General features: G+C 70.3%; 23 protein-coding genes and 1 pseudogene. 17 read left to right on the top strand and 7 right to left on the bottom strand.

Annotated features, from left to right (window positions below; genetic code table 11):
* The first annotated feature begins 59 nt into the window (after positions 1-59).
* Entirely contained in the window at positions 60-983 is a 924-nt protein-coding gene (locus RR1_RS12830; RefSeq protein WP_010837215.1) for an IclR family transcriptional regulator, read from the top strand.
* A gap of 20 nt (positions 984-1003) precedes the next feature.
* Here RR1_RS12830 and RR1_RS12825 read toward each other — a convergent pair whose 3' ends face one another.
* Positions 1004-1522 (bottom strand): flavin reductase family protein, encoded by a 519-nt coding sequence (locus RR1_RS12825; protein ID WP_010837216.1) that lies wholly within the window; start codon positions 1520-1522, stop codon positions 1004-1006.
* A 147-nt stretch (positions 1523-1669) separates the two neighbouring features.
* Here RR1_RS12825 and RR1_RS12820 point away from each other — a divergent pair, with 147 nt between their 5' ends.
* The 3 genes from RR1_RS12820 to RR1_RS12810 all read left to right on the top strand — a co-directional run bounded on the left by RR1_RS12820 (position 1670) and on the right by RR1_RS12810 (position 4759).
* Positions 1670-2545 carry an alpha/beta fold hydrolase gene (locus tag RR1_RS12820; RefSeq protein WP_010837217.1) on the top strand — a complete coding sequence of 292 codons (876 nt, stop codon included), beginning with the start codon at positions 1670-1672 and terminating at the stop codon, positions 2543-2545.
* Positions 2546-2609: 64 nt separating this feature from the next.
* A complete protein-coding gene (locus tag RR1_RS12815; protein ID WP_010837218.1) occupies positions 2610-3806 on the top strand; it encodes an acyl-CoA dehydrogenase family protein in 1197 nt (398 codons plus the stop codon).
* A 38-nt stretch (positions 3807-3844) separates the two neighbouring features.
* Complete coding sequence (locus RR1_RS12810; RefSeq protein ID WP_010837219.1) at positions 3845-4759, top strand: VOC family protein; 915 nt, start codon at positions 3845-3847, stop codon at positions 4757-4759.
* Between the two features lie 76 nt (positions 4760-4835).
* Here RR1_RS12810 and RR1_RS12805 read toward each other — a convergent pair whose 3' ends face one another.
* From RR1_RS12805 to RR1_RS12795, 3 genes are read right to left on the bottom strand one after another with little or no spacing between them, the layout of a single operon-like run.
* Complete coding sequence (locus RR1_RS12805; protein ID WP_010837220.1) at positions 4836-5624, bottom strand: SDR family NAD(P)-dependent oxidoreductase; 789 nt, start codon at positions 5622-5624, stop codon at positions 4836-4838.
* Positions 5625-5673: 49 nt separating this feature from the next.
* Positions 5674-5889: a hypothetical protein gene (locus RR1_RS12800; RefSeq protein ID WP_010837221.1), complete on the bottom strand. Its 216-nt coding sequence runs from the start codon at positions 5887-5889 to the stop codon at positions 5674-5676.
* 13 nt (positions 5890-5902) lie between these two features.
* On the bottom strand, positions 5903-7072 hold the full coding sequence (locus RR1_RS12795) for a 3-ketosteroid-9-alpha-monooxygenase, oxygenase component (protein WP_010837222.1): 1170 nt from the start codon (positions 7070-7072) through the stop codon (positions 5903-5905).
* A 252-nt stretch (positions 7073-7324) separates the two neighbouring features.
* Here RR1_RS12795 and hsaA point away from each other — a divergent pair, with 252 nt between their 5' ends.
* The 8 genes and pseudogenes from hsaA (at position 7325) to RR1_RS12755 (ending at position 16613) form a co-directional block, all read left to right on the top strand.
* Positions 7325-8476, top strand: coding sequence for a 3-hydroxy-9,10-secoandrosta-1,3,5(10)-triene-9,17-dione monooxygenase oxygenase subunit (gene hsaA, locus RR1_RS12790; RefSeq protein ID WP_010837223.1), 1152 nt, complete (start codon positions 7325-7327; stop codon positions 8474-8476).
* A gap of 96 nt (positions 8477-8572) precedes the next feature.
* Positions 8573-9184 (top strand): TetR/AcrR family transcriptional regulator, encoded by a 612-nt coding sequence (locus tag RR1_RS12785; protein ID WP_010837224.1) that lies wholly within the window; start codon positions 8573-8575, stop codon positions 9182-9184.
* A gap of 79 nt (positions 9185-9263) precedes the next feature.
* Positions 9264-10396: pseudogene (locus RR1_RS12780) on the top strand (steroid 3-ketoacyl-CoA thiolase).
* A 29-nt stretch (positions 10397-10425) separates the two neighbouring features.
* Positions 10426-12588 carry an acyl-CoA dehydrogenase family protein gene (locus RR1_RS12775; RefSeq protein WP_040772423.1) on the top strand — a complete coding sequence of 721 codons (2163 nt, stop codon included), beginning with the start codon at positions 10426-10428 and terminating at the stop codon, positions 12586-12588.
* 43 nt (positions 12589-12631) lie between these two features.
* Positions 12632-13498 carry a MaoC/PaaZ C-terminal domain-containing protein gene (locus tag RR1_RS12770; RefSeq protein WP_010837228.1) on the top strand — a complete coding sequence of 289 codons (867 nt, stop codon included), beginning with the start codon at positions 12632-12634 and terminating at the stop codon, positions 13496-13498.
* Positions 13495-14139, top strand: coding sequence for a PaaI family thioesterase (locus tag RR1_RS12765; RefSeq protein WP_010837229.1), 645 nt, complete (start codon positions 13495-13497; stop codon positions 14137-14139). Before RR1_RS12770 ends, RR1_RS12765 begins: the two co-directional genes overlap by 4 nt.
* Positions 14140-14191: 52 nt before the next feature.
* Positions 14192-15016 carry a mycofactocin-coupled SDR family oxidoreductase gene (locus tag RR1_RS12760; protein ID WP_010837230.1) on the top strand — a complete coding sequence of 275 codons (825 nt, stop codon included), beginning with the start codon at positions 14192-14194 and terminating at the stop codon, positions 15014-15016.
* 10 nt (positions 15017-15026) lie between these two features.
* Positions 15027-16613, top strand: coding sequence for an acyl-CoA synthetase (locus tag RR1_RS12755; RefSeq protein ID WP_010837231.1), 1587 nt, complete (start codon positions 15027-15029; stop codon positions 16611-16613).
* A gap of 123 nt (positions 16614-16736) precedes the next feature.
* Here the strand turns inward: RR1_RS12755 and RR1_RS12750 are convergent, their stop codons facing one another.
* Positions 16737-17585, bottom strand: a complete 849-nt coding sequence (locus RR1_RS12750) for an SDR family NAD(P)-dependent oxidoreductase (protein ID WP_010837232.1) — start codon at positions 17583-17585, stop codon at positions 16737-16739.
* 24 nt (positions 17586-17609) lie between these two features.
* Complete coding sequence (casG, locus tag RR1_RS12745) at positions 17610-19286, bottom strand: steroid-24-oyl-CoA synthetase (RefSeq protein WP_010837233.1); 1677 nt, start codon at positions 19284-19286, stop codon at positions 17610-17612.
* 170 nt (positions 19287-19456) lie between these two features.
* Here casG and RR1_RS12740 point away from each other — a divergent pair, with 170 nt between their 5' ends.
* From RR1_RS12740 to RR1_RS12720, 5 genes are read left to right on the top strand one after another with little or no spacing between them, the layout of a single operon-like run.
* Complete coding sequence (locus tag RR1_RS12740) at positions 19457-20671, top strand: NADH:flavin oxidoreductase (RefSeq protein WP_010837234.1); 1215 nt, start codon at positions 19457-19459, stop codon at positions 20669-20671.
* Positions 20672-20717: 46 nt separating this feature from the next.
* The gene (gene casI, locus RR1_RS12735) at positions 20718-22376 is read left to right on the top strand and encodes a steroid-22-oyl-CoA synthetase (protein WP_040772425.1); all 1659 of its coding nucleotides are present in this window, start codon (positions 20718-20720) and stop codon (positions 22374-22376) included.
* A gap of 36 nt (positions 22377-22412) precedes the next feature.
* Positions 22413-23294, top strand: coding sequence for an LLM class F420-dependent oxidoreductase (locus RR1_RS12730; protein WP_010837236.1), 882 nt, complete (start codon positions 22413-22415; stop codon positions 23292-23294).
* A complete protein-coding gene (locus RR1_RS12725; RefSeq protein ID WP_040772409.1) occupies positions 23291-24130 on the top strand; it encodes an SDR family NAD(P)-dependent oxidoreductase in 840 nt (279 codons plus the stop codon). Before RR1_RS12730 ends, RR1_RS12725 begins: the two co-directional genes overlap by 4 nt.
* A 30-nt stretch (positions 24131-24160) precedes the next feature.
* Positions 24161-25045, top strand: coding sequence for a TIGR03619 family F420-dependent LLM class oxidoreductase (locus tag RR1_RS12720; RefSeq protein WP_010837238.1), 885 nt, complete (start codon positions 24161-24163; stop codon positions 25043-25045).
* 24 nt (positions 25046-25069) lie between these two features.
* Here RR1_RS12720 and RR1_RS12715 read toward each other — a convergent pair whose 3' ends face one another.
* Positions 25070-25495, bottom strand: a complete 426-nt coding sequence (locus RR1_RS12715) for a nuclear transport factor 2 family protein (RefSeq protein WP_040772410.1) — start codon at positions 25493-25495, stop codon at positions 25070-25072.
* Positions 25496-25507: the final 12 nt, after the last annotated feature.

The following is a 25507-nucleotide window of genomic DNA, read 5'->3' as shown; positions in this document are numbered from 1 at the left end:
CACGGTGAGGCTAGTGTCACGAAAAGAATCAATTTCATTTTCGGAGCAGGAGGTTCCCGATGACCGTCCTCGACGTCGATCAAACCGTTCCCGAGAGTCGCGGTGCGACAGCCGATGACGCCGCCCCGCAGCCTCCCCGCGACGCGCCCGTGTCGATGGTCGAACGAGTGACGCTGATTCTCGATTCCTTCGATGCTCCGACGACGCGCCTCACTCTGGAGGAGGTGTCCTGCAGAGCGGGACTGCCGCGCTCGACGGTGCACCGGATCCTCGATCAGCTCGTGAAGCTCGACTGGATCGAGCACGCGTCGTTCGGCTACTGCCTCGGCCGTCGCTCGCTCGGCTTCGGTGCGGACCCGGACGGCCACGCGCGGATCCGCGAAGCCGCGGCACCGGTGCTCCACACACTGCACATGCGCACCGGGCTCGTCGTCCATCTCTCGGTGCTCGACGGCGGCGACGGGGTGTATCTCGACAAGATCGGAGGCAAGCTGGCCGCGGCGCTGCCGTCGCGCGTCGGCGGCCGGGTGCCCGCGCACGCGACGGCATGCGGCAAAGCGCTGCTCGCGTGGCTCGACCCGGAATCCGTCGACGATCTCTATCGGCACGAGTACCCGCGCCGGGCCACCGAACGCACCATCGGCGACGTGTCCCTGCTCCACCAGGAACTCGGGCGTATCCGCCGCCGCCACGGCGTCGCGTTCGAACGCGACGAGGCCGTGCGGGGCGTGTCCTGCGTCGGGGTCGCGGTGCGCGGCCACGACGGCCCCGTCGCGTCGATCTCGCTGGCCGGGCGGACGCAGGAGGTCCACCTCGAACGCGTCGCGCCGATCGTCGCCGAAGCGGCGCGCGACGTCACCGGGGCGCTGTTCCCCGAGACCGGGCGGCGGCGGACGCGCGCGGTGCCCGACGCCGTTCCCCCGAGCTGGACGCCGCCGGCGCTCGACCGGATGCTCTCGATGCCACCGACGGGCTGGCTCTGACTCGCGCGCCCGGCAGGCGATCAGACCTCGGGGGTCTCGATCCCGAATCGGCCGCAGTAGAACAGCATCGGACGCTCGGCGGCGCCGGACTCGAGGCCGAGGACGCGGCCCACGACGACGTCGTGATCACCCGCGACGTGGACGTCGTGGAGTTCGGCGTGCACGCGCATGAGCACTCCGTCCAGCGACGGCGTGCCCCACGGTGAGACGTTCCAGTCGAGGCCGTCGAACTTGCGTCCGTCGCGGGTGCCGAAGGCGCCGCACACGTCGGACTGCGGTTCCGCGAGCACGTTGATCGCGAACCGTCCGACGGACCGGATGCGGGGCCAGGACCTGCTCGAATGCGCGGCGCAGAACAGGACGAGCGGGGGATCGAGCGAGACCGACGCGAAGGACTGACACGCGAATCCGACGGGCTCGTCGTCGTCGAGTGCCGTCACGATGGTGACGCCGCTCGCGAATCGGCCCATCAGCCGCCGCATCTCCTCGGGCGTCGGTGCGTGTGTGCTCTCGGTGGTGACCACGGGAATCTTCCCCATCCTCGTCGAAGTGCAGGCCGCTCGTCGAAGTGCAGGCCGAACGTGCCCCCCGAACGTAGGAGCCGGATCGGTCGCCGCGGACCGGGTCGTCTCATTGGGCGGGAGCGACGCTGCCGGGCGGCGTGATCCGTTGGCAGCGTGGCACCCATGACGATCGACGTGACGTACGAGGCGACGCTGAAGGAAGTCCGGACGGAGCGCGGGGTGCTGCGCTACCACGAGGCCGGCGACGGACCACCACTGTTGTTGCTGCACGGCTCGGGCCCCGGCGTGACGGGCTGGCGCAACTTCCGCGGCAACCTCGGTGTCTTCGCCGAGCACTTCCGCACGCTCGTGCTCGAGTTCCCCGGCTTCGGCGTGAGCGACGACTTCGGCGGGCACCCGATGGTCGATGCGCTGAGCGCGGCCGTCGACTTCCTCGACGCACTCGACCTGCAGGACGTCGCGGTCGTCGGCAACTCGATGGGCGGCATGGTCGGCATCAACATGGCGATCGATCATCCCGAGCGTGTGAACAAGCTCGTCACGATCGGCGGCATCGGCAAGAACATCTTCAGCCCCGGCCCGGGCGAGGGCATCAACCTGCTGATGGACTTCACCGACGATCCGACCCGTGAGCGGCTGATCGCGTGGCTGCACTCGATGGTCTACGACCCCGCGCTCGTCACCGACGAACTGATCGAGGAGCGCTGGACGCAGGCGACCGAGCCGGGAACGCTCGAGTCGGCCCGTCGGATGTACAGCCGCGCGGCGTTCGAGGCGGGGATGCGTGCGCAGGCGGAATCCGACGCGACGCCCTACTGGGCGCGGATGCACAAGATCAGCGCGCCGGTGCTGCTCACGTGGGGACGCGACGACCGCGTCAGCCCGCTGGACATGTCGTTGCTGCCGATGCGCACGATCCCGCGTGCCGAACTGCACGTGTTTCCGCAGTGCGGGCACTGGGCGATGATCGAGCAGAAGACCGCGTTCGATAGCGCCGTCCTCGCCTTCCTGCGCCGCAAGGACACCGGCGCGCGATGACCCCGCCACGCCGGCGGGGCGTGGTCCGACGACATTCGCGTACAACAGAAGTGAGGACTGCACCATGAGTGAGGTAGCGAAGCCCGGCGAGGTACTGAATCGGATCGAACAGTACGCCGACGAGCTGCGGGCGGAAGGCGTCGAGGGCGACCGTCTGATGCGGCTGAGCGACACGTCCGCGAAGCGGCTGCGCGAGGCCGGCGTCATGCGGATGTTCCAGCCGAAGGAGTACGGCGGCCAGGAGGCGCACCCGCGTGAGTTCGCCGAGACCGTCATGGCGATCGGTGCGCTCGACGGCGCGACGGGCTGGGTCTCGGGCATCGTCGGCGTGCACCCGTGGGAGCTGGCGTTCTTCGATCCGCGTGCGCAGGAAGAGGTCTGGGGCGAGGACCCCGAGATGTGGATGGCGTCGCCGTACGCACCGATGGGTGTGGCGCGTCCCGTCGACGGTGGCTACATCCTCAACGGGCGCTGGTCGTTCTCGTCCGGAACCGACCACTGCGGCTGGGTGATGATCGGTGCCGCGATCGGCGACAGCGACGGAAAGCCGCTCAGCCCGCCGCAGGCGCTGCACGTCGTGCTGCCGCGCTCGGACTACGAGATCGACGCCGAGAGCTGGAACGTGGTGGGGCTGCGGGGGACCGGGTCGAAGGACCTGATCGTCCGCGACGCGTTCATCCCCGACTACCGGACGATCGCCGCCGACAAGGTGCAGGACGGACGCGCTCCGAAGGAGGCCGGCCGCGACGAGACGCTCTACCACTTCCCGTTCTCGTGCATCTTCCCGCTCGGCATCACGTCGTCGCTCATCGGCATCGCAGAAGGTGCGCTCGCCTGCAACATCGCCGCGCAGCGCGAACGGGTCACGGTCTACGGCCTGCCGATCAAGGACGACCCGTACGTGATGTTCGCGATCGGTGACGCGGCCGCGGAGATCGCGGCGTCGCGGGCGGCGATCCTCGACACCGTCGACAGGTTCTGGGACATGACGGAGAAGGGGCAGGAGGTCACGTTCGAGCAGCGTGCGGTCGGCCGCCGGACGCAGACCGCCGCGGCGTGGCGAGCGGTGCGTGCCGTCGACGAGATCTTCGCGCGATCGGGCGGCGGCGCACTGCAGTTGGCGACGCCGTTGCAGCGGTTCTGGCGCGACGCGCACGCCGGGCTCCAGCATGCGATCCACGTCCCCGGATCGATCTTCCACGCCTCGGCCCTGACTCAGATGGGCGGCGAACCGCAGGGTGTTCACCGCGCCATGATCTGAGCCCCGGACGATCCGGCCACGAAACGAGAGAGGACAGCATGACCGACATCCACAGTCTCGGGTATCTGCGCGTGCAGTCCACCGATGTGCCGCGATGGCGAGAACTCGTCGTCGACGGTCTCGGCATGGCGGAGGGCACCGGCTCCGCGCCCGACGGGCTGTATCTGCGTGTGGACGAACGCCGTTCGCGCCTCCAGGTGCTGCCGGGCGCGGAGGATCGTGCGCTCGCCGTGGGCTGGGAGGTGCGCGATCACTACGCACTCGCGCGCGTCCAGGAGGCCGTCGAGAAGGCGGGCACGGCCGTCGAGGTGCTCACGGATGCGCAGTCGCGGGAACGTGACGCCGAGGCCGTGATCGCGTTCGACGATCCCGCGGGAACGCGCCTCGAGGTGTTCTTCGGGCCGGTGCTCGACCACTCGCCCGTCGTCACGCCGTTCGGTGGCCGATGGGTCACGGGCGGGCAGGGACTCGGCCACGTCGTGTTGCCGGCGACGGCGTTCGACGAGGCCTACACGTTCTACACCGACACCCTCGGCTTCCTTCCGCGCGGCGCGATCCGCGTCGGGGATCCGTCGGCGCCGGGACCCGCAGCGCGCGTGCGTTTCCTCGGCGTCAACCAGCGTCATCACAGCCTCGCGCTGTGTCCCGCACCGCCGACCGACAAGCCGGGGCTCGTTCACCTCATGACCGAGGTCGACACCCTCGACGCTGTCGGGCAGGCGCTCGATCGTCTCGGGAAGCTCGGCTTCACGATCTCGTCGACCCTCGGCCGGCACACGAACGACAAGATGGTGTCGTTCTACGTGCGTGCGCCCGGCGGCTGGGACCTCGAGTTCGGCACCGAGGGAATGCTCGTCGACGAGAACAGTTACAGCGCCGAGGAGATCACCGCCGACAGCTACTGGGGCCACGACTGGTCCGCATCGGAGCCGCTGGCGGCCTTCGCGCCGTAGCGCATCGCGGCAGCGGCCCTGCACACATCGTGCAGGGCCGCTGTCGTGCGTGGCGTCGCTGTCGCGACTCGTGGGGTCAGCGGCGCATGAGCGCGCGCATTCCCTCGGCGGCGGCGCGGACGCGGTCGGTGCGGGGGAACTCGGCCCGCTTGCGGACGGCCGCGTAGTTTCCGCCCGCGATCCACACGGGCCCGTCGGTCAGGTGCGCTAGCCCCTCGCGCGCGACGTCGACGGGTTCGGCGACGAGCATCCCCGGGATGTCGAAGTCGAGGCCCGCCCGCTGCATCGCGGGGGTCCGCGTCACGCCGAGGACGAGGTCGAGGACGTCGACACCGTGCGGTTCGAGTTCGACCCACAGGCTTTCGGCGAAGACGTTGGTGAACGCCTTCGACGCCGAGTACACGCTCTGGTTCGGGGCGCCCATGTACCCGGACATCGAGCCGACGAGAACGATTCCGCCGCGGCCACGTTCCCGCATCGCGGGTGCGAACAGGTGAACGAGATCGAGTTGCCGCGTGATGTTGAGATCGACGACGGCGCGCAGCCGGTCGAGCTCGCCGGTCGCGAACTCGCTGCCGTAACTGTTGGCGCCGGCGTTGTAGACGAGCAGCCCGACCTCGATGTCGGCGGTCTCGCGCGCGATGCGATCGACCGCGTCGGCGGCGAGCAGGTCGAGCGCGAGCGTACGCACCTCGGCGCCCAGTTCCCGCGCCTGCCGCGCCGTCTCCTGCAGTGGTTCCGGTTTGCGTGCGATGAGAACGAGGTTCGTTCCGGCGGCGGCGAGTTCGGTCGCGAAGGCGGCGCCCACGCCCTCCGAACCACCGGCGACGACTGCCCACGGCCCGTATCGGTCGGTATCGATCATGTCTGTCTCCTCGGCATGTACACGTAGTGGTGCTGGGTGGCAGGTCTGTTCACACGACCATCGGCCGCGGCACCGGATCGGTGTCGCTGATCGGGATCGCCCCCTCCTGCGCCGCGCGCGTGATGGCCTCGGAGAGGGTCCGGCAGCCGGGATGTGGTGCGTCGGGACGGCGCGCGGTGCGCTCGGCGAGCTCGGGGCACACGCGCCGCGCCTGCTCCGTCCACTGCACGGCGGTGTGCTCCCAGCTGTTCTTGCCGACGCTCACGCACGCGCCGCAGTCAGCGCACTGCAGCGGCTGCATCGCCGGGCTCCCGCGTATCGGACTCGCGGGCGGCGAGATTCGCGGCCACCTCGTCCTGCCACGACGCGACGGCGCGGGTCGTGTCGAGTTCGAACTCGAAGCGGTCGGTCATCTCCGCGGTGACATCGGCGACGTCGACGTAGAACTGCTCGTACCAGCGGCGCAGCTGATAGACGGGGCCGTCCTCCTCGCACAGCAGCGGATTCTCGATGCGCGTCTTGTTCTTCCAGATCTCGATGTCCTGCTCGAAGCCCTTCGCGATGAAGTCGCCGAACTTCTTCGCCGTCACGTCCGCGGCGTCGGCCGGCAGCTGCTCGGACTTGCGCACGATGATGCCGTACTGCAGCACGAAGCGATTCGCGTCGACGGGATAGTGGCAGTTGATGAGAACCGAGTCGATCGTGTAGTGCTCGTATTCGTACTTCAGGTCGTCGACCATGAACGACGGGCCGAAATACGATGCTTCGGAACGGCTCCCGAGCATCACCGGCTGTCCCGACGCCTGCGGCCGGGTGTCCTGACGGGCCTGGCCGTTCATGAACTGCGTCGCGACGTGACCCTCGAAGACGTTCTTGAAGTACGTCGGGAACGAGTAGTGCACGTAGAAGAAGTGCGCCATGTCCACGACGTTGTCGACGACCTCACGGCAGTTCGTGTCGACGGTCGTCTGGTACCAGACCCAGTCGGTCCACTCGGGGTCGGTCGCGCCTGCGATCCGCGGCACGTCCACGTTCGGCGGATTGCCCTCGGGGTCGTGCCACACGAACACCATGCCGTCCTGCTGCAGCGTGTGCCAGGTCCGGGTACGGGCCAGCGGCGGAACCCGCCGTGCGTAGGGGATGTCCGTGCACCGGCCGTTGCCGGACCAGCGCCAGTCGTGGAACGGGCACGCGACCGCGTCGCCCTTGATCGTGCCCTTGCTGAGGTCGCCGCCCATGTGACGGCAGAACGCGTCGAGCACGTGCAGTTCGCCCTGCGAATCGGCGAACACGACCAGCTTGGTCCCGAACGCCTCGAGTGCGTGCGGCTCGCCGTCGGCGAAGTCCTTCGCCAGGCCGATGCAGTGCCATCCTCGCGCGAACCTCGTCGGCGGGGTGCCCGACTCGATCTCGCGCACGGCGTCGCCGGGCTGCTGTGGTGCGGTCACGGGGGTCTCCTCTCTCACCGGGGTCTCTCACCGGATACGGTCGAACGTAGGCAGGCGGGCTCCGGCGGGCTGCCGCGTTCCCGGTGTCCGAGACAGCCGGATGCGTGTGCGCGCGTCGTCGGCGATCGTCGTGGTCGAACCGCCCGCGAGCGAAGGGAGACGCCGATGTCCTCCGTCCGTCCGGCCGAGGCCACCTCCACGCCGAGACGCGCGCGTCGGCGCTCGGCGGCGAGCAGTCGCGACGCCGCATCGGTGCGGGATGCGGTGCGCGAGATGGTCCCGGACGTCGCGGAACGCGCCCAGAGCGTCGACGAGACCAGGCGGATCTCCACGGCGACGATCGACGCGCTCGACCGCGCCTACGTGTTCCGGATGCTGCAGCCCGCGCGGTTCGGCGGGCTCGAGACGACGCCGATGCAGTTCTACGAGGTGGTGCGCGAACTGTCGGCGGCGTGCGCGTCGACAGGCTGGGTCGCGTCGATCCTCGGCGTGCACCCGTGGCACGTCGCCCTGTTCGCGCCCGAGGCGCAGCACGAGGTGTGGGCCGAGCCCGCGGCGCGGATCTGCTCGTCGTACTCGCCCGTCGGCACGCTGACGCCCACCGCCGACGGATACGTCCTCGACGGGCGCTGGATGTTCGCCTCCGGCTGCGACTACGCGGGATGGGCGCTGCTCGGCGCCAAACTGGTCGCGGACGACGGACGTGCGGTCGACTTCGTGACGGTGCTCGTTCCCGCGGCCGACTACACCGTCAACGACGTGTGGGACACCGTGGGCATGCGTGGGACGGCGAGCAACGAGATCGTCGTCGCGGGAGCGCACGTGCCGGCGCACCGGATGCTGCGCAACTACGACGTGGCGCGGCTGTCGGTGCCGGGCCACCGGCTCAATCCCGGCCCGCTGTACCGGATTCCGTTCGCCGCGATGTTCACGACGGCCGTCGCGATGCCGATCGTCGGCACTGTCGCCGGCTGCTACGAGCGCTACGTCGCGGCGATGCGCGACCGGACGAGACTCAGCCTCGGCGGCGGCCGATTCGCGGAGGACCCGTTCGCTCAGGTGGCGCTCGCGCGCGCGTCGTCGTCCATCGACGCCGCTCGCCTGCAACTCGAGCACAACATCACGGCGATGTGGGAGTGCGCGACCGCCGATCGACCCATCCCGATGGAAATGCGGCTGCGGCTGCGACGTGACCAGGTCCTTGCGACGGAACGGGCGCTCGAGGCGATCGACACGCTGTTCACGACGGCGGGCGGGTCCTCGCTCGGGCGTGGGAATCCGATCGAGCGTGCGTGGCGCGATGCGCACGCCGGCGGTGTTCACGTCGCGAACGAGGTCCCACGGGCGCTCGCGCTCTACGGCCGGGGTGTGTTCGGGCTGCCGGTCGAAGACAATCTGGTGTGATCGCGGTGGCGGACGGTCTCGGTGATCGGAACGCATGCCCCCGGGCCGTGCGACGGATGTCACAATCGAAAGCGACCACGACGGGGAGGACGACCGATGCCGAGGATCGCAGCCGCACGCGACGCGGCCGAGCCGAGCTCGGACGAGCAGCACGCGCGGCATCAGCGCATGCTCGTCGCCGCGGCGACGCTCGCGGGGCAGAAGGAGTTCGCCCGCGTGCAGATGCACGACGTCGCGCGGATGTCGGGGGTCGCGATCGGCACGCTCTACCGCTACTTCCCGTCGAAGACGCACCTGTTCGTCGCGGTCACCCTCGATCAGGTGGAATCGCTGCACGCCGCGCTCACCCGCAACCCGGGGCGCCGCACCTCGCCGTCGGAGGCCGTGTACACCGTGCTGGTCAAGGCGACGCGCGCGCTGCTGTCGAATCACGCCCTCTCGACCGCGATGATCGGGTCGACGAGTACCGCGAACGCGCTGCTGGTGCCCGACGCGACGCGCGTCGACGAGCGGTTCCGGCAGATCCTGCTCGACGTCGCGGGCGTCGAGAATCCGACCGCGGGCGAGGCGACGTCGCTGCGACTGCTCGTGCATCTGTGGTTCGGCATCGTGCAGTCGTGCCTCAACGGCCGGGTGTCGGCCGCCGAGGCACAGGAGGACATCCGGCGCGGCTGCGAGCTGCTGCTCGTCGGGTTCCCCGATCGCTGACAGCGCGGTGTTCGACGCGGGCGACCCCGCACACCGACAAAACTGAAATTCATTCTATTCTCGAACGTGAGGAGTGACCATGGGAGACGTGGTCGTCGTCGACGCCGTCCGCACCCCGATCGGCAAGCGCGGCGGGGGCCTGTCCGGCCTCCACGCCGCCGACCTGCTGGGCAGGGCACAGACCGCGCTGCTGGAGCGCGCCGGAGTCGCGGACACCGGGATCGGTCAGATCGTCGCCGGGTGCGTGACACAGGCGGGGGAGCAGTCCAACAACGTCGCGCGGCTCGCATGGTTGCACGCCGGGCACGACCACAGCGTCGCGGCGACGACGATCGACTGCGCGTGCGGCTCCTCGCAGCAGGCCGCACACATCGTCTCGGGTCTCGTCGCGTCCGGCCAGATCCGCGCGGGCATCGCGTGCGGTGTCGAGTCGATGAGCCGAGTGTTCCTGGGACAGGCGAGAACTCCCGAGACCGGGAGCCCCTACCCGGACGACTGGAGCATCGACATGGGCGACCAGTTCACCGCCGCCCAGCGCATCGCCGAACGCCGCGGGATCAAGCGCGGCGACGTCGACGCCTTCGGTCTCCGCTCACAGCAACGCGCGCGGCAGGCGTGGGACGAGGGCCGCTTCGATCGCGAGATCGCGCCCGTGACCACGCCGGACGGCACCGTCTCGCGAGACGAGGGACTGCGCGAGACCTCGGCGCAGGCCCTCGCCGGTCTGAAGCCGGTCGTCGACGGCCACATCCACACGGCGGGAAACAGCTCCCAGATCAGCGACGGCGCCGCAGCCGTCCTGCTCGCGGACGAGGACTGGGCCCGCGCGCAGGGGCTCGTCCCGCGGGCACGGATCAGGGCGGCGACGATGGTCGGCTCGGAGCCCTGGTATCATCTCGACGGGCCGATCGACGCGACCCGGGCCGTGCTCGACGCCGCGTCGATGACGTTGGCGGACATCGACATCGTGGAGATCAACGAGGCGTTCGCGTCCGTCGGCCGCCCTTGGCGCAGGTGCTGGAGGCCGACCTCGATCGGGTCAACGTGAACGGCGGCGCCATCGCGCTCGGGCATCCGGTCGGGTCGACGGGTGCGCGGCTCATCACGACGGCACTGCACGAACTCGAGCGGAGCGATCGTGAGACCGCACTCGTCACGATGTGCGCGGGCGGGGCCATGTCCACCGCGACCGTCATCGAACGGATCGGGTGAGCGCCGTGAGCACCACACGGACACTCGCGATGACGGCCGACGAGCGCGACCTCGGCGACGCCGTCCGGACGTGGGCGCAGCGCACCGTCACACCCGAGGTCGTCCGTGAGGCCGTGGACGCGAAAAGCGAGCGGCGACCGCTCTTCTGGCCGTCCCTCGCCGAACTCGGTGCCCTCGGTATCGCGACGGACGAACGGCTCGGCGGCGCGGGGCTCGGTCTCGTCGAGGCCGCTGTCGTCGTCGAGGAGCTCGGCCGCTCGCTCGTTCCGGGCCCGACGCTCCCGAGCATCGCCCTCGCCGTCGTCGCAGGTGCGGCCGGTGACGACGACCTCGCCGCCGCGATCGCGGCGGGGGAGACCACGGGCGGGATCGCACTGTCGCCCGGGACGCTCCGCGTCACGCGCGAGGACGGGCATGTGCTCATCACCGGTGACTCCGGCCTGATCGTCGGTGGGCAGTGCGCCGACGTGCTGCTCGTCGCCGCCGTCGACGGCGAGGACACGGTCTTCGTGACGGTCCCACGTGACGGCGTCGAGGTCACCGATCTCGACAGCCACGACGTCGTGCGCCGCGCCGCCCGGCTCACCGCCGACGGCGCTCGTGCCGAACTCGTCGACCTGGACGCCGAGCGGATCCGCGACGTCGTCGTCGTGCTCGCGGGTGCCGAGGCCGCGGGGGTCGCCGAACGCGCGCTCGCGACCGCGGCCGAATACGCCGCGGTCCGTGAGCAGTTCGGCCGCGTCATCGGCCAGTTCCAGGGTGTCAAGCACACCGTCGCCCGGATGCTCACCCGTGTCGAGGTGGCGCGCGCGACGGTGTGGGACGCCGCGCGCGCGATCGGCGCGGCCCCGGCCGGGGACCGCGAGGCCACATTCGCCGCTGCGGTCGCGGGCGCCACCGCGCTCGACGCGGCGGCCCGGGTCACGACCGACTGCATCCAGGTCCTCGGCGGCATCGGCTATACCTGGGAGCACGACGCCCACCTGTATCTCCGCAGGGCGCAGAGCCTTCGGCTGCTGACCGGGTCCACGGCGCAGTGGCATCGGCGCGTCGCCGACCTGACGCGGGACGGCGTGCGCCGCGAGCTCGGCGTCGACCTGCCGCCCCACGCCGACGAGATCCGGGCCCGCGTGCGCGCGGATCTCGACGCCGTCGTGGAGCTCGACGAGTCCGGCCGCACGGCCGCGCTCGCCGAACGCGGTTTCACCGCACCTCATCTCCCCGCGCCGTGGGGCCGGGGCGCCGATGCCGTCGAGCAACTCGTCGTCGCGGAGGAACTGCGGCGCGCCGACCTCACCCCGCACGACATGATCATCGGCAACTGGGTCGTCCCGACGCTGATCGCCCACGGCACCGGCGAACAGCAGCAGCGGTTCGTTCCGCCGTCGCTGCGCGGCGACATCGTGTGGTGCCAGTTGTACTCCGAGCCGGGCGCCGGCTCCGACCTCGCGTCGCTCACGACTCGCGCGGTGAAGGTCGACGGCGGTTGGTCGCTCACCGGGCAGAAGGTGTGGACGTCCATGGCCCGCGAGGCCGACTGGGGAATCTGCCTCGCGCGAACCGATCCCGCCGCGCCGAAACACAAGGGCCTGTCGTACTTCCTGATCGACATGAAGAACAGCGAAGGGCTGGACATTCGGCCGCTGCGCGAGATCACCGGCGAATCTCTCTTCAACGAGGTGTTCTTCGACGAGGTCTTCGTGCCGGACGGCCGGCTCGTCGGGGAGCCCGGCGCGGGCTGGACCCTCGCCCGTACGACCCTCGCCAACGAGCGGGTGTCGCTGTCGAGCGGATCGTCGCTGGGATCGGGCGGCGAAGCGCTGCTGCACCTCGCGGACGGCGTCGACCTCGACGCGCACAGGAGCACCGTGCTCGGGCAGGTGTTGTGCGACGCGCAGGCGGGCGCACTGCTCGGGCTGCGGGCGACGCTGCGCACTCTCGCGGGGTCGCAGCCGGGGGCGGAGTCCTCCGTCGCCAAGCTGCTGGGCGTCGAGCACATGCAGCAGGTGTGGGACGTCGCGATGGAGTGGACCGGAGAGGACGCGATGGTCGCGACCGAGCGCCGCAGCCCCACGATGATGTCGCTGAGTTCGCAGTGCATGTCGATCGCCGGCGGCACGACCAACGTGCAGCTCAACATCATCGGCGAGCGGCTTCTGGGGCTGCCCCGAGATCCGGAGCCGGCGCGATGAGCCGGCCCGCAACGCCACTCCACTGCGATTCGGAGGAGATTCGATGACCATCGACCGCGACGCCGCCCTCGGCGCAACCCCGCGCACGCGCGAGATCTCCTGGACCGAGCGTGATGTGATCCTGTACCACCTCGGAGTCGGGGCGGGCACGCATCCACTCGATCCGCAGGATCTCGCGTGGTGTTACGAGAAGCAGCTCGCCGTGCTGCCGACCTTCGCCGTCGTCGCGGGGCAAGGAGTGTCGTCCGGTGCACGTGGTGCACCGTCGATGGCGTTGCCCGGCATCGACGTTCCACTCGCGAGTCTGCTCCACGCGGGTCAGCGTCTCGACGTGCACGCGCCGATCCCGGCGTCGGGTACGGCGCGGATCGAGTCGCGCGTCGCCGAGGTCTGGGACAAGGCGAAGGCCGCCGTCGTCGTCCTCGAGGATCACGCACACGGTGAGGACGGTCCGTTGTGGACGTCGCGGTCGCAGATCTGGATGCGGGGTGAAGGCGGCTTCGGAGGGCCCGCCGGGCCCGGGTCCACGGACGAGATCCCCGAGCGTGAGCCGGACGCCGTCGTCGAGACACCCACGGCGCCAGGGCAAGCCGCGCTCTACAGGCTCAGCGGCGATCTCAATCCGCTGCACATCGACCCCGCCTTCGCCGCTGCGGTGGGCTTCGATCGCCCGATCCTGCACGGACTCGCGACCTACGGCATCGTGTGCCGCGGCGTCGTCGAGGACATCGCGGAGGGCAAGGCGGCGCGCGTGCGCTCGTGGTCGGTGCGCTTCGCGGGGCCGGTGATCCCGGGGGAGACGCTGCGCACCGCGGTGTGGCGGGACGGCGACGGCCTGACGTTGCGCACGAGCATCGCCGGCGACCCCGACCGCATCGTGCTCGATCGCTGCCGGATGGAGCTCTCGTGACCGCGCACCCGACGGCGAACGGCAGCCGCGACGGCACCGTCCTCACATCGCCACCCGCCGACGCCCCGATCGATCGTGCGACGGCCCAGGCGCGGCGACTCGTCGAAGCACTGCTGCGCACCGACCGTACCCGGGGCGATCTCGCCGCCGTCGCGGACGAGCTCGGCCGGATCGCCGACCAGCTCGAAGCCCACGCGCCCGATGTGAGCGACCGGCTGATCGACATGTGGCAGGGCGAGGGCGTCACGCGGCATGATCCCGTCACCGGTCCCGAGAACGTGCTCGCGCCGCCGCTCGTCATCCACGGCCGCGCCGACGGCTCCGTCGACGCGACGGTGACGCTCGGGCTGCCCTATCAGGGGCCGCCGGGTCACGTCCACGGCGGCGTCTCGGCGCTGCTGCTCGATCACGTGCTCGGTGTCGCGAACGCGTGGGCCGGGCACAGCGGCATGACGGCGCAGCTCTCGGTTCGATACCGCCGCCCGACACCGCTGTTCGAATCGCTCACCGTCCGGGCTCGGGTCGAAGAGGTCGACGGCCGCAAGATTCGCACGACAGGCGAGATCACGACCGCGAACGGAGACGCCTGCGTCACGGTCGATGCCTTGTTCGTCACCGCGATGCTCCCGCGGCCGCGGTGAACCGGGCACGGTCGCTCGTACTCGATGCACACCCCCCACCAGAGGAGTTCATGTGATCGACGATTCGACCGGCCGGCGGTTCGCCGGCAAAGTGGCATTCGTGACGGGCGCGGCCCGCGGCCAGGGACGCAGTGAGGCAGTACGTTTCGCCGAGGAGGGCGCCGACCTCATCGTGCTCGACGCGTGTACCGACTTCGCATCGACGTCCTACCCCGGTGCGACCGAGGACGATCTGGCCGAGACCGTCCGGCTCGTCGAGAAGGTGGGTGGCCGCATCCACGCCGGCACGGCGGACGTCCGCGACTTCGACGCCGTCGACGCGGTGCTCGCGGAAGGAGCGGAGCGATTCGGCGGGCCCGACTTCGTCGTCGCGAACGCCGGGATCTGCAGCTCGGCGCTCTCGTGGGAGATCGGGCTCGACCAGTGGAAGGAGACGATCGACGTCAACCTCACCGGTGTCTTCCACACCGCGAAGGCGGCGATTCCGCGCATGATCGAGCACGGCCGCGGCGGGTCGATCGTGTTCACGTCCTCGCTGTCCGGACTCAAGGGGACGCCCTTCACCGGCCACTACGTCGCGTCGAAGCACGCCGTGACGGGCCTCGCCAAGACGATGGCGAACGAATTGGGCGAGCACCGGATTCGCGTCAACACCGTGCACCCCGCGGGCGTCGAGAGCGGGATGGACATGAGCGACATGGGGCCGCTGCTCGACCGGTTCCAGCACACGCTCTCGCCCATCTACATGAACACGCTGCCCTACACGATCCTGCAACCCGAGGACGTCGCGGCCGTCGTCGCCTGGCTGTGCTCCGACGACGCCCGCTACACGACGGGCGCGGCCGTGCCCGTCGACTTCGGCAACCTGAATCGCTGACGGGCGGCCGATGGCACTCAATCTCGCGGATCTGTTCGAGGCCGTCGTCGACGTCGTTCCCGATCGGGACGCGATCGTGTGCGGCGACGAGCGGGTGACGTTCGCCGAACTCGACAGGGCGGCGAACCGATTCGGCCACTGGCTCGTGGAGGCCGGTGTGCGGCCCGGCGAGCACGTCGCGATCCATCTGCGCAACGGCATCGAATACGTGCAGTGCGTGCTGGGTGCGCTCAAGGCGCGCGCCGTGCCGATCAACATCAACTACCGGTACACGAGCGACGAGCTCGCCTATCTCTACGACAACTCCGAGAGCGTCGTCGTCGTGGTGGGTGCGGACTTCCTGCCCGCCGCGCTGGAGGCGCGCGACCGGGCGCCCGGGGTGCGCAGTGTCCTGACGGTGGGTGCCGAGGGTTCCGATGCCGCGGCATCGGTGCATCCGTTCGAGACGCAGGTGGCGCACTGCGCCGGTGAGCGCGAGTTCGGGCAGCGCTCCGAGGACGATCACTTCGTCGTCTACACCGGTGGCACCACGGGCCTGCCGAAGGGAGTGGTGTGGCGGCACGAGGACTTCTACTTCGCGGCGCTCGGCGGGGGCAGCTTCACGGGCCCGCCGTTGCGCGACGAAGGTGCGCTCGCCGATGCCGTCGCGGGGAGCACGTTCGCGATGTCGTATCTCGTGACGGCACCGCTCATGCACGGCGCCGCGCTGTACTCGCTGTTCGCCGGGTTCTTCAGTGGCTCACTGCAAGTGCTCATGCCGACGTTCGAGCCGGTCGAGGCGTTGCGGCTCGTCGAGGCAGAGCGGATCGGGTGCGTGATGGTCGTCGGCGACGCCATCGCGGGCCCGCTCGCCGACGCCATCGACGAACATCACGACCACTTCGACCTGTCGTCGTTGTTCATGGTCGGCTCGGGCGGTGCGTTGTGGTCGGACGCAGTGCGGACGCGGTTGCGGCGGCATCTGCCGCAGTTGTATCTGCGGGACGGGTTCGGCGCGTCGGAGTCGGGTGTCGACGGCGTGCTCGAGACCGGTGAGGACGGGCGCCCGCGGATCGAGGCGAGCGAAGCGATGTTGCTCGTCGACGAGGAGCACCGGCCGATCCCGCCCGGATCGTCGGAGGTGGGTCTGCTCGCGCGGACGGGGCACGTCCCGCTCGGCTATCACAACGATCCCGTGCGGTCGGCCGAGACCTTTCCGACGATCGACGGCCGGCGTTCGGCGGTGCTCGGCGACATGGCGCACTGGGACGGCGAGGATCGTTTCGTCGTGCTCGGGCGCGGGTCGGTGTGCATCGACACCGGCGGTGAGAAGGTGTTCGTCGAGGAGGTCGAGGCCGCCCTCAAGGGCCATCCCGCGGTGTTCGACGCCGTCGTCGCGGGTGCGCCCGACGACCGCTACGGCGAACGCGTGTGCGCGGTGATCGCGCTACGCGATCCGGCGGCGGTGATCGACGAGGCCGAGTTGACCGAGCACTGCCGCGGCGGCCTCGCCGGCTACAAGGTGCCGCGCAGCTTCGTCGTCGTGCCGGAGATCGTGCGCTCGCCGAGCGGCAAAGCGGACTACCGATGGGCACGCGCGACCGTCGCCGAGTCCTGATCCGTTGTGGCGCAATGTCACATCGTGTGCACCGAGAGCGCACCATGTGACATTGCGCCAGCGCGACTGGGGGCCGGTGGCGGGGTGGTGGACCACCGCGGCGACGGCGACGGCGGTGCCGCGTCACGTCGAGAGCGAGGTGCCGTCCAGGCCGAGGGCGGTGATTCCCTCGCGTTCGAGGATGTCGAGGCTCGCCTCGATGCGTCCGGTGTAGGTGGGGGCGCAGTCGCACACGAACACGACGGCTTCGGTCATCTCCTCGAGTGACTCCGGCACGAACCACTGCGAACCGACCATGTCCGACGCGATCGACAGTGCACCCGCCGTCGCGACGGCGGACCGGGGTCGCACCGAGTTGACGCGGATGCCGGTGCCGGCCAGCTCGGCAGCCAGTCCCGCCGTCATGCGGTCCTGTGCCGCCTTGCTCATCCCGTACAGCGCCGTCCCGTGAATCGGGGCATCGAGGTCGGTGGTGCCGTCGCGCGGCAACTCCACAGGACGCAGCCGCGAGGTTCCACTGCCGATGTTGACGATCCACCCTTCGCCCTGCTCGCGCATCCCCGGAATCACCTGCTGTGAAAGAGTGAGCGGCGCATGCACGTTCACCTCGAAGGTCAGGTGCGCGCGTTTCGCGGGGTAGTCCCGCAACGGCTGGAACATCGCCGCGGCAGCATTGTTGACGAGGATGTCGATCGGTCCGTCCAACGCGGCTTCGGCGGCCGGGACGATCCGTCCACGCGACTCCGGATCCTCCAGCGACGCACCGATCGACGCGGCCGTGCCGCCGCCGCCCTCGATCAGGGCGGCGACACGGCGCAACGAGCCGGTGGCTCCGCTGCCGGCGTCGTCCACGGTTCGAGCGACGATCGCGACGGCAGCACCTTCCGCGGCGAGCCGCTGGGCGATCGCCGCACCGATGCCACGACTGGCACCGGTGACGATCGCCCTGCGGCCCGCGAACCGTCCGCTCACGGGCTCACCCGACACGGCGTCGCATCAGGCTTCGATCCGGGTACGGACGATCTTTCCGGTGGCGTTGCGCGGCAACGGCTCCGAGGTGATCCGCCACCGCGTCGGCACCTTGTAGTACGCGAGTCGCGACTCCACGAACGAGCGCAGGTCGGCCTCGTTCGGGCTCGCGCCGTCACGGACGACGACGACGGCGGCCACCTCGTTGCCGAGTTCGGGATGCGCGACGCCGACCACCGCCGCCTCGTCGACGTCGGGATGCTCGTCGAGGCACTGTTCGATCTCGGTCGGATACACGTTCTCGCCGCCACGCAGAATCAGGTCCGAGCGGCGGCCCGTCAACCGCAGCCGGCCGTTCTCCACGACACCGAAATCGCCGGTGCGCAGCCAGCGGCCGTCGTCGATCGCGGCGCGTGTCGCCGACTCGTCGTTCCAGTAGCCGAGCATCACGAACGGGCTGCGCACACAGATCTCGCCTTCCTCGCCGTCCGGCAGCCAGTCGCCGAGCGGATCGCGAATCTCGAGGCTCACCGTGATGATCGGCCGGCCCAGGGTTCCCGGGAAGTACTCGAGTTCGGGGCCGGTGGCGGCCGCGATCGCGGTGCTGCACTCGGTGAGCCCGTAGCTGTCGACGAGGGCGTCGCGCGCGAATGCGAACCGCTCCTTGAGCCGTTCCTTGAAGGCCACGGACGACGGCGCCGAGGCGAGTGCGAATGCCCGCAGCGACGACAGATCGTACTTCTCGACGTCGGGGTGGGCGAGCAGTCTCGCGGCCATCGTCGGGACGGCGCCCCAGTTGGTGACGCGCTCCCGCTCGACGAGCGAGAGGACGGCGTCGACGTCGAAACCACCCTCGGGCATGACGACGGCGCTGCCGGTCGCGAGCCGCGGGACGACGAGATTGTGCAGCGACGCGATGTGGAGCAGCGGTGACGTCAGCAGGTACCGCAGCTCGCTGGGTTCGGTGGGCTCGTAGCGGCGGCCGGTGAACGCGGCGGCCAGTCCGTCGTTGTACCGGTGGTAGTCGACGACGGCGAGCAGGTTCCGGTGCGAGTGCAGCGCGCCCTTGGGCCGTCCGCTGGTGCCACTCGTGTAGAGGATGGTGGACGGATCGTCCTCGTCGACGGTCGCGAGGTCGAGCGGAGCGCCCAGGTACTGCGCGACGAGGTCGGGCAGATCGTTCTCGAGCGTGAGCACGGTGACGCCGTCGAGAACGCCGTCGCCGGCGAGACTCTCCAGGACCGCCGCGCGCTTGGCGTCGGCGAACACGACGACGGGCGTGGAGTGCTCGAGGCCGTAACGGACCTCGGGCGCAGCCCACCACGCGTTCATCCCGACGCCGATCGCGCCGAGCACCTGTGTCGCGAAGAACGCCGTCACCCACGAGGGCGAGTTCGCGGCGAGGATCGCGACACGATCGCCGCGCCCGACGCCGTGACGCTCGCGCAGCGCCGCGGCAAGGGCGGCGACCTCGGCGCGATGCTGCGCGAACGAGACCCGTGCGTCCCGCGTGACGAGGTAGTCGCGGTCACCCCACGCGTCGCTGTCGCGCACGAGTTCGCCGACGGACGCGCGGCGGCCGAGCATGACGGGCATGCGGGCGCCGAGGACGTCCTCCTCGGCGACCTCGAACACCCCGCCGGGGCCGGTCAGTTCGGTGATCACCTGGTCCAGATACGCCTGTGGATCGGGAGGTGCACTCATGGGGCTTCCTTTCCTGCGGTCTGTGGCTCGACCGTGCTGTGTCGGGGCCAAGCTCTCACGCGTGCGCACCCGTCCGGCCGGCGTTACCACTCACCGAGACAACCCGAATGTCCTTGTGGGCCCGTGGTTAGCGTTGCGAACCTGTCGCACCCATTCGAGCAGGAGCACCCATGACGACCTCGCCTCGCGCCGCGGCGCCGCCGGACGTGCCCGGCACACCGACCGACGACCTCCTCGGCCCCGTGAAGCTGGGGCCGATCACCTTGCGCAACCGCGTCATCAAGGCCGCAACCTTCGAAGGGCTCACCCCCAAGGGCCGGGTGAGCGACGAGCTGATCGAGTTCCATCGCAGGCCCGCGCGCGGCGGCGTCGGGATGACGACCGTCGCCTACTGCGCCGTCGACAAGGACGGGCGCACGTCCCCGGGACAGATCACGTGGGACGACGAGGCGATGCCCGGCCTGCGGACGCTCACCGACGCGATCCACGACGAGGGCGCCGCGATCTCGGCGCAGATCGGTCATGCCGGCCCCGTCGCGAGCGCGAAGTACAACCACGCGCCCGCGCTCGCGCCGAGCCGTCAGTTCCGGCTCACGACACAGTCGTTCGCGCGCCGCGCGTCGTCGGCGGACCTCGACCGCATCGTCGAGCGGCACGTCCGCGCCGCGAATCGCGCGATCGAGGCGGGCTTCGACGCGATCGAGCTGCACTTCGGTCACAACTACTTCGTGAGCTCCTTCCTGAGCCCGCGCACGAACCGCCGTCGCGACGAGTACGGCGGCTCGCTCGAGAACCGGGCGCGGCTGGCTCGCCGCGTCGGCCGCGCGGTGCGCGACTCGGTCGGTGACCGTATCGCGATCCTCGCCAAACTCGGTATGGACGACGGCGTCCGCGGCGGCTTCTGGGTCGACGAGGCGATCCAGGTCGCGCAGTGGCTCGAGGCCGACGGCACCGTCGACGCCCTCGAACTCACCGCGGGCAGCTCGCTGCTCAATCCGATGTATCTGTTCAAGGGCGACGCTCCGCTGCGCGAGTTCGCGGCCGTCATGCCGCAGCCGACGAAGCTCGGTGTCCAGCTCTTCGGCAAGCACTTCCTGCGCGAGTACCCGTACCGCGACGCGTACCTGCTCGAGGACGCGCGCCAGATCCGCGCCGCGGTGACGCTGCCGCTCGTGCTCCTCGGCGGCATCACCGATCGTGCCGGAATCCAGCTCGCCGTCGACGAAGGGTTCGAGTACGTCGCGATCGCGCGGGCACTGCTGCGCGAGCCCGATCTCGTCGAGCAGATCCGCCGGGGCGATCATCGCTCCGGCCTGTGCATCCACTGCAACAAGTGCATGACCGCGATCTACGGAGGGACACACTGTGTGCTCCGCACGAGCTGATCTCGAGGCGGGCTCCACCGCGACGCAGCACGCCACGATCGCGGCGATGCTGCTGGATCGCCTGGGCGACGAGCATCCGGGTCTGCGCACCCGCGAGCACACGTGGAGCTGGGACGGGGTCGTGCGCGAGAGCGCCGCGCGTGCGCGACTCGCCACCGACCTCCGCGAGCCCGGGCCGTTCCACATCGGCGTCCTCCTCGAGAACGTGCCCGACTTCGTGTTCTGGCTCGGGGGAGCGGCGCTCGCCGGCGCGACGATCGTCGGCATCAACCCGACGCGGCGCGGCGACGACCTCGCAGCCGAGATCCGGCACGTCGATCTGCAGCTGATCGTGACCGACGACGCCGGACGCGAGCAACTCGTCGCTCTCGACGTGCTGCCCGAACACCGGATCCTCTCGATCGACTCCGACGCCTATCGCAACGCCGTGGCGGACCGCCGCCCCGACACGGCGGACACGGGACTCGAGGATGCGGGGGTCGTGGCAGCAGAGGTCGAGGCCGAGAGTCTGTTCCTGCTGCTGTTCACGTCGGGGACGACGGGTGCGTCGAAGGCGGTGCGGTGCAGCCAGGGCCGGCTCGCCCGGCTCGCCTACGCGAACAGTGCGAAGTACGGGCACGTGCGCGAGGACGTCGACTACTGCTGCATGCCGCTCTTCCACGGCAACGCCCTCATGGCACTGTGGGCGCCCGCGCTCGCGAACGGCGCGACGGTGTGTCTGACGCCGAAGTTCACGGCATCAGGATTCCTGCCCGACGTCCGCTTCTACGGCGCGACGTTCTTCACGTACGTCGGCAAGGCGCTCGGGTATCTCATGGCGACGCCCGAGCGTCCCGGCGACCGCGACACCACCCTCGTGCGCGGTTTCGGGACCGAGGCATCGCCCGAGGACAAGGCCGAATTCGTCAGGCGATTCGGCGCCGAGCTGTTCGAGGGATACGGGTCGAGCGAAGGTGCCGGCTCGGTGGTGCGCGACCCGGCCGCGCCGCCGGGGGCGCTGGGGCGGCCCGCGAACGAGAACATCGCCATCGTCGATCCGGAGACTCTCACCGACAAGGCTCCGGCACGGCTCGACGAGCACGGCCGCGTCCTCAACCCCGACGACGCGATCGGCGAGATGGTCGACAAGGCCGGCGCGTCCCGGTTCGAGGGCTACTACAAGAACGAGTCCGCCGTCGCCGACCGCATCCGTCACGGCTGGTACTGGACGGGCGATCTCGGCTACGTCGACCAGCAGGGTTTTCTGTACTTCGCGGGACGCAAGGGCGACTGGATTCGGGTCGACGGCGAGAACACGTCCGCACTCGACATCGAGCACATCCTGCGGCGCCACCCCGGCGTCGTCGCGACGGGCGTGTTCGGCGTGCCCGACCCGCGCTCGGGCGATCAGGTGATGGCGGCGATCGAGGTCGCGGACGTCGACGCGTTCGACCCGGTCGCGTTCGCCGACTTCCTGGCGGTCCAGCCCGACCTCGGGACGAAGTCCGCGCCGCGCTTGCTACGGGTGTCGGCGTCGCTGCCCGTGACCGGGTCCAACAAGGTCCTCAAACGCACTCTGCAGCAGCAGCGTTGGCGGACCGAGGACGCGGTGTTCCGATGGGTGGGACGTGGCAGCCCGCAGTACGCCCTCATGTCCGAGGGTGACAGGGACGCGCTCGACGCCGAGTTCGCGCGGTTCGGCAGGACGCGGCTGCTCGGGACGTAGCAGCCGGTCGGGCGTCGTGACACGCGAAGGAGGCGTATGAGGCTCAGCGTCGTGGTGCCCGTCGAGACCGGCGAGACGGCCGACCCGGACTGGATCGTGCCGTTCGCGCGTGCCGCCGAATCGCTCGGCTTCGACGAGATCTCCGCCGTCGAGCACGCCGTCGTCGTCGGCAGCACCGAGAGCCGGTACCCCTACGCGTCGTCGGGGCGTTCGCATCTGCCCGACGACTGCGACATCCCCGACCCGCTCGAACTCCTGTCGTTCGTCGCGGGTGCGACCGAGCGGCTGGGGCTCGCGACGGGCGTGCTGGTGCTGCCGGACCATCATCCCGTCGTGCTCGCGAAGCGGCTCGCGACGCTCGACCGGCTGTCGCGCGGGCGCGTGCGAATCTGCGTCGGAATGGGCTGGATGCGCGAGGAGATCGAGGCGTGCGGCGGCGACTTCGCCTCGCGTGGCCGGCGCGCCGACGAGGCGATCACGCTCATGCGAGCCTTGTGGTCGGGTGAGGGCGGCGTCGATGTCGACGGCGAGTACTACAGCGTCCACCGTGCGTACAGCTACCCGAAACCTGCTCGCACCGAGGGGGTTCCGATTCACATCGGCGGACACAGCGCCGCAGCGGCGCGGCGGGCCGGCCGGCTCGGCGACGGCTTCCAGCCGCTGGGGCTCTCCGGTGAGGCGCTCGACGGCGCACTCGACACGGTGCGCACCACGGCACGCGAGTCCGGCCGCGATCCGGCCGACGTCGAGATCGTGCTCGGTGGTCTCGTGACGCGGCTCGACGAGCGCTCTCTCGATCGCGCCCGGGCGCGCGGTGCGAGCCGCATGGTGCTGTCGCTGCCACCGGACATCGGCTCCGTCCAGGAAGCCGCCGATCACCTCACCGCATGCGTCGACCGGATCGCGGTGACCCGATGAGCCCGGCGGACCCCATGAACCCAGCGAACTCCATGAACCCCATGACGACGGTCGGGCCGCTGCTCGCCGGACGCCGCGCTGTCGTGACGGGCGGCGCGCGCGGGATCGGAGCGGCGATCGTCGTCGCCTTCGCGACGCACGGAGCCCACGTCACCTCGCTCGACGTCGTCGCCGCAGACGACCCGGTGTTCGATCCCGCGGCAGGCGGGACCATCGAGTCGGTGCTCGCGGACGCGCGCGACGCTACGACCGCAGACCTCGTCGTCGCGGCGCGACCCGACGTCCTCGTCAACAACGTCGGCCACTTCCTGCGCCCGCCGCGCCGGTTCGCGGAGACCGAGCCTGCCTGGTGGGACGAGCTCGCCGAGATCAACCTGGGGCACGTCCTGCGGCTCACCCACGCGGCGCTGCCGGTGCTGGCGCCCGGTGCGTCGATCGTCAATCTCACGACGGTCGAGGCGCACCGCGCGATACCCGGGCACACCGTCTACTCGGCGTACAAGGCTGCGGTGCACCAGTTCACGCGCAGCCTCGCCGTCGAGGAGGGGCCGCGGGGGATTCGTGTGAACGCGATCGCGCCCGACCTCATCGACTCCGTGCAGGTGCCGTACGACGACATCGTCGCCGAGGAGGACCGCGGGACGTGGCCCCGGTGGGCACCGCTCGGCGGTCCCGGAACACCCGAGGACGTCGCGGGTGCGGCCCTGTTCCTCGGCTCGGAGCTCTCGCGCTACGTCACGGGGACGACGATCCACGTCGGCGGCGGTTCCAAGGCCGCGGGTGGGTGGTTCGCGCGCGCCGAGGGCGGCTGGACGAACCGGCCGCGACATGCGTGACACCCCACCGAACGAACGAACAGGAGTCTCGTGGTTCAGCTGAGCGTCAACGTCCCGAATTTCGGATCCACTCTCGCCGGGGGCGACTGGTCGGCGCTGCTCGACGCGTGCGTCGCCGCCGAGGATGCGGGCTTCGATCGTGTCCTCGTGACCGATCACGTCGTGATGGGTTCGGACACCGACGATTACACGTGGTCCGCCTTCCCCTCCGTTCCGGACGACGAGTGGCTCGAACCGCTCTCGGTGCTCGCGGCGGTGGCGGCACGCACGTCGCGGATCCGGCTGGCGACCGGCATCGTCATCGCGGCGCTGCGCGGCGGTGCGTTGCTCGCGAAGACGGCTGCGACCGTCGATCGTCTGTCGGGCGGGCGTCTCGAACTCGGGGTCGGCACGGGCTGGCAGAAGCGTGAATACGAGGCGGTGGGTCTCGATTTCGGGGAGCGCGGCAGGCTGCTCGACGACACGCTCGACACGTGCCGGGCGCTGTGGTCGTCGGCCCCGGCGACGATCCGGACCTCGGCGGGCGAGGTCGGCGACGTGTACTGCTCGCCGCGGCGTCCGATCCCGGTGTGGGTGTCGGGCTCGGCGTCGAAGGCGGTGATCGCGCGGACCGTGCGCTACGGCGACGGCTGGATCCCGATCATGGGTATCGACGACGACACGCTCGCCGAGCAGGTGAGAGTGTTCCGGAAGGCGTTCGCCGACGCCGGACGTGACCCGGAGTCGCTGCAGGTCCGCGGCCGGCTGTCCGTGGTGCGGGGCGGAGATGGCGAGATCGACCTCGACGCGACGGTCGAGCACTCCCGCACCCTCGTCGCCGCGGGAGCGACCGATCTCGTCGTACCGTTCGCGGCGCTCGGTGGCAACCCCGACGAACGTCGTGCGACGATGCAGGCGCTTCGCGCTCGTGCGTGACTTTCCGGTCTCTGGACCGGAAAGTCACGCACGAGCGGCTCCGCCGCCTATATCGAGGTGGCGTTCGGCGAAGACCCACCGCCCGTCGATACGTATGTACCGATCGGCGTAGCGGATGTGCACGCAGTCGTCGTGCACGGTCCCTCGACGCTCGTAGAAGTGGTGGGCCGCGCACCACGTCTCACCGGTGGCGGTCTCGGGGCCGTCCTGCTCGATCCGCTGCTGCCCGACGTCGTGCCGCGTCGAGACGAGATGGGCGAGTGAACCCAGGATCGTGTCCGTGATCTGCTGCGCGCCCACCGGATCGGGGCCGTCGCCGCGCAGGGCTGCGGGACGGATCAGGCGCGCATCGGGCGCGAACAGCGCGACGAGCGCGTCGCGGTCGCGGCGATCGACGGCACGCGCGTACTCGGTCGTGAGGTCGTCGAGACGAAACACCGGTGTGGGCACGATGCCATTGCA

Source organism: Rhodococcus rhodnii NBRC 100604 (genome assembly GCF_001894925.1).
GTDB classification, from domain to species: Bacteria; Actinomycetota; Actinomycetes; order Mycobacteriales; family Mycobacteriaceae; genus Rhodococcus_F; species Rhodococcus_F rhodnii.
The sequence above is the reverse complement of the archived record's forward strand: the minus strand, read 5'-3'. Positions and strand labels throughout refer to the sequence as shown.

Bases quoted from the DNA above. Each gene is read 5' to 3' on its own strand.
- RR1_RS12810 (WP_010837219.1), top strand. From the start codon at position 3,845: ATGACCGACATCCACAGTCTCGGGTATCTGCGCGTGCAGTCCACCGAT.
- RR1_RS12825 (WP_010837216.1), bottom strand. From the start codon at position 1,522: ATGGGGAAGATTCCCGTGGTCACCACCGAGAGCACACACGCACCGACG.
- RR1_RS12830 (WP_010837215.1), top strand. From the start codon at position 60: ATGACCGTCCTCGACGTCGATCAAACCGTTCCCGAGAGTCGCGGTGCG.
- RR1_RS12775 (WP_040772423.1), top strand. From the start codon at position 10,426: ATGACGGCCGACGAGCGCGACCTCGGCGACGCCGTCCGGACGTGGGCG.
- RR1_RS12815 (WP_010837218.1), top strand. From the start codon at position 2,610: ATGAGTGAGGTAGCGAAGCCCGGCGAGGTACTGAATCGGATCGAACAG.
- casG (WP_010837233.1), bottom strand. From the start codon at position 19,286: ATGAGTGCACCTCCCGATCCACAGGCGTATCTGGACCAGGTGATCACC.
- RR1_RS12785 (WP_010837224.1), top strand. From the start codon at position 8,573: ATGCCGAGGATCGCAGCCGCACGCGACGCGGCCGAGCCGAGCTCGGAC.
- casI (WP_040772425.1), top strand. From the start codon at position 20,718: ATGCTGCTGGATCGCCTGGGCGACGAGCATCCGGGTCTGCGCACCCGC.
- RR1_RS12805 (WP_010837220.1), bottom strand. From the start codon at position 5,624: ATGATCGATACCGACCGATACGGGCCGTGGGCAGTCGTCGCCGGTGGT.
- RR1_RS12820 (WP_010837217.1), top strand. From the start codon at position 1,670: ATGACGATCGACGTGACGTACGAGGCGACGCTGAAGGAAGTCCGGACG.
- RR1_RS12740 (WP_010837234.1), top strand. From the start codon at position 19,457: ATGACGACCTCGCCTCGCGCCGCGGCGCCGCCGGACGTGCCCGGCACA.
- RR1_RS12755 (WP_010837231.1), top strand. From the start codon at position 15,027: ATGGCACTCAATCTCGCGGATCTGTTCGAGGCCGTCGTCGACGTCGTT.
- RR1_RS12730 (WP_010837236.1), top strand. From the start codon at position 22,413: ATGAGGCTCAGCGTCGTGGTGCCCGTCGAGACCGGCGAGACGGCCGAC.
- RR1_RS12725 (WP_040772409.1), top strand. From the start codon at position 23,291: ATGAGCCCGGCGGACCCCATGAACCCAGCGAACTCCATGAACCCCATG.
- RR1_RS12770 (WP_010837228.1), top strand. From the start codon at position 12,632: ATGACCATCGACCGCGACGCCGCCCTCGGCGCAACCCCGCGCACGCGC.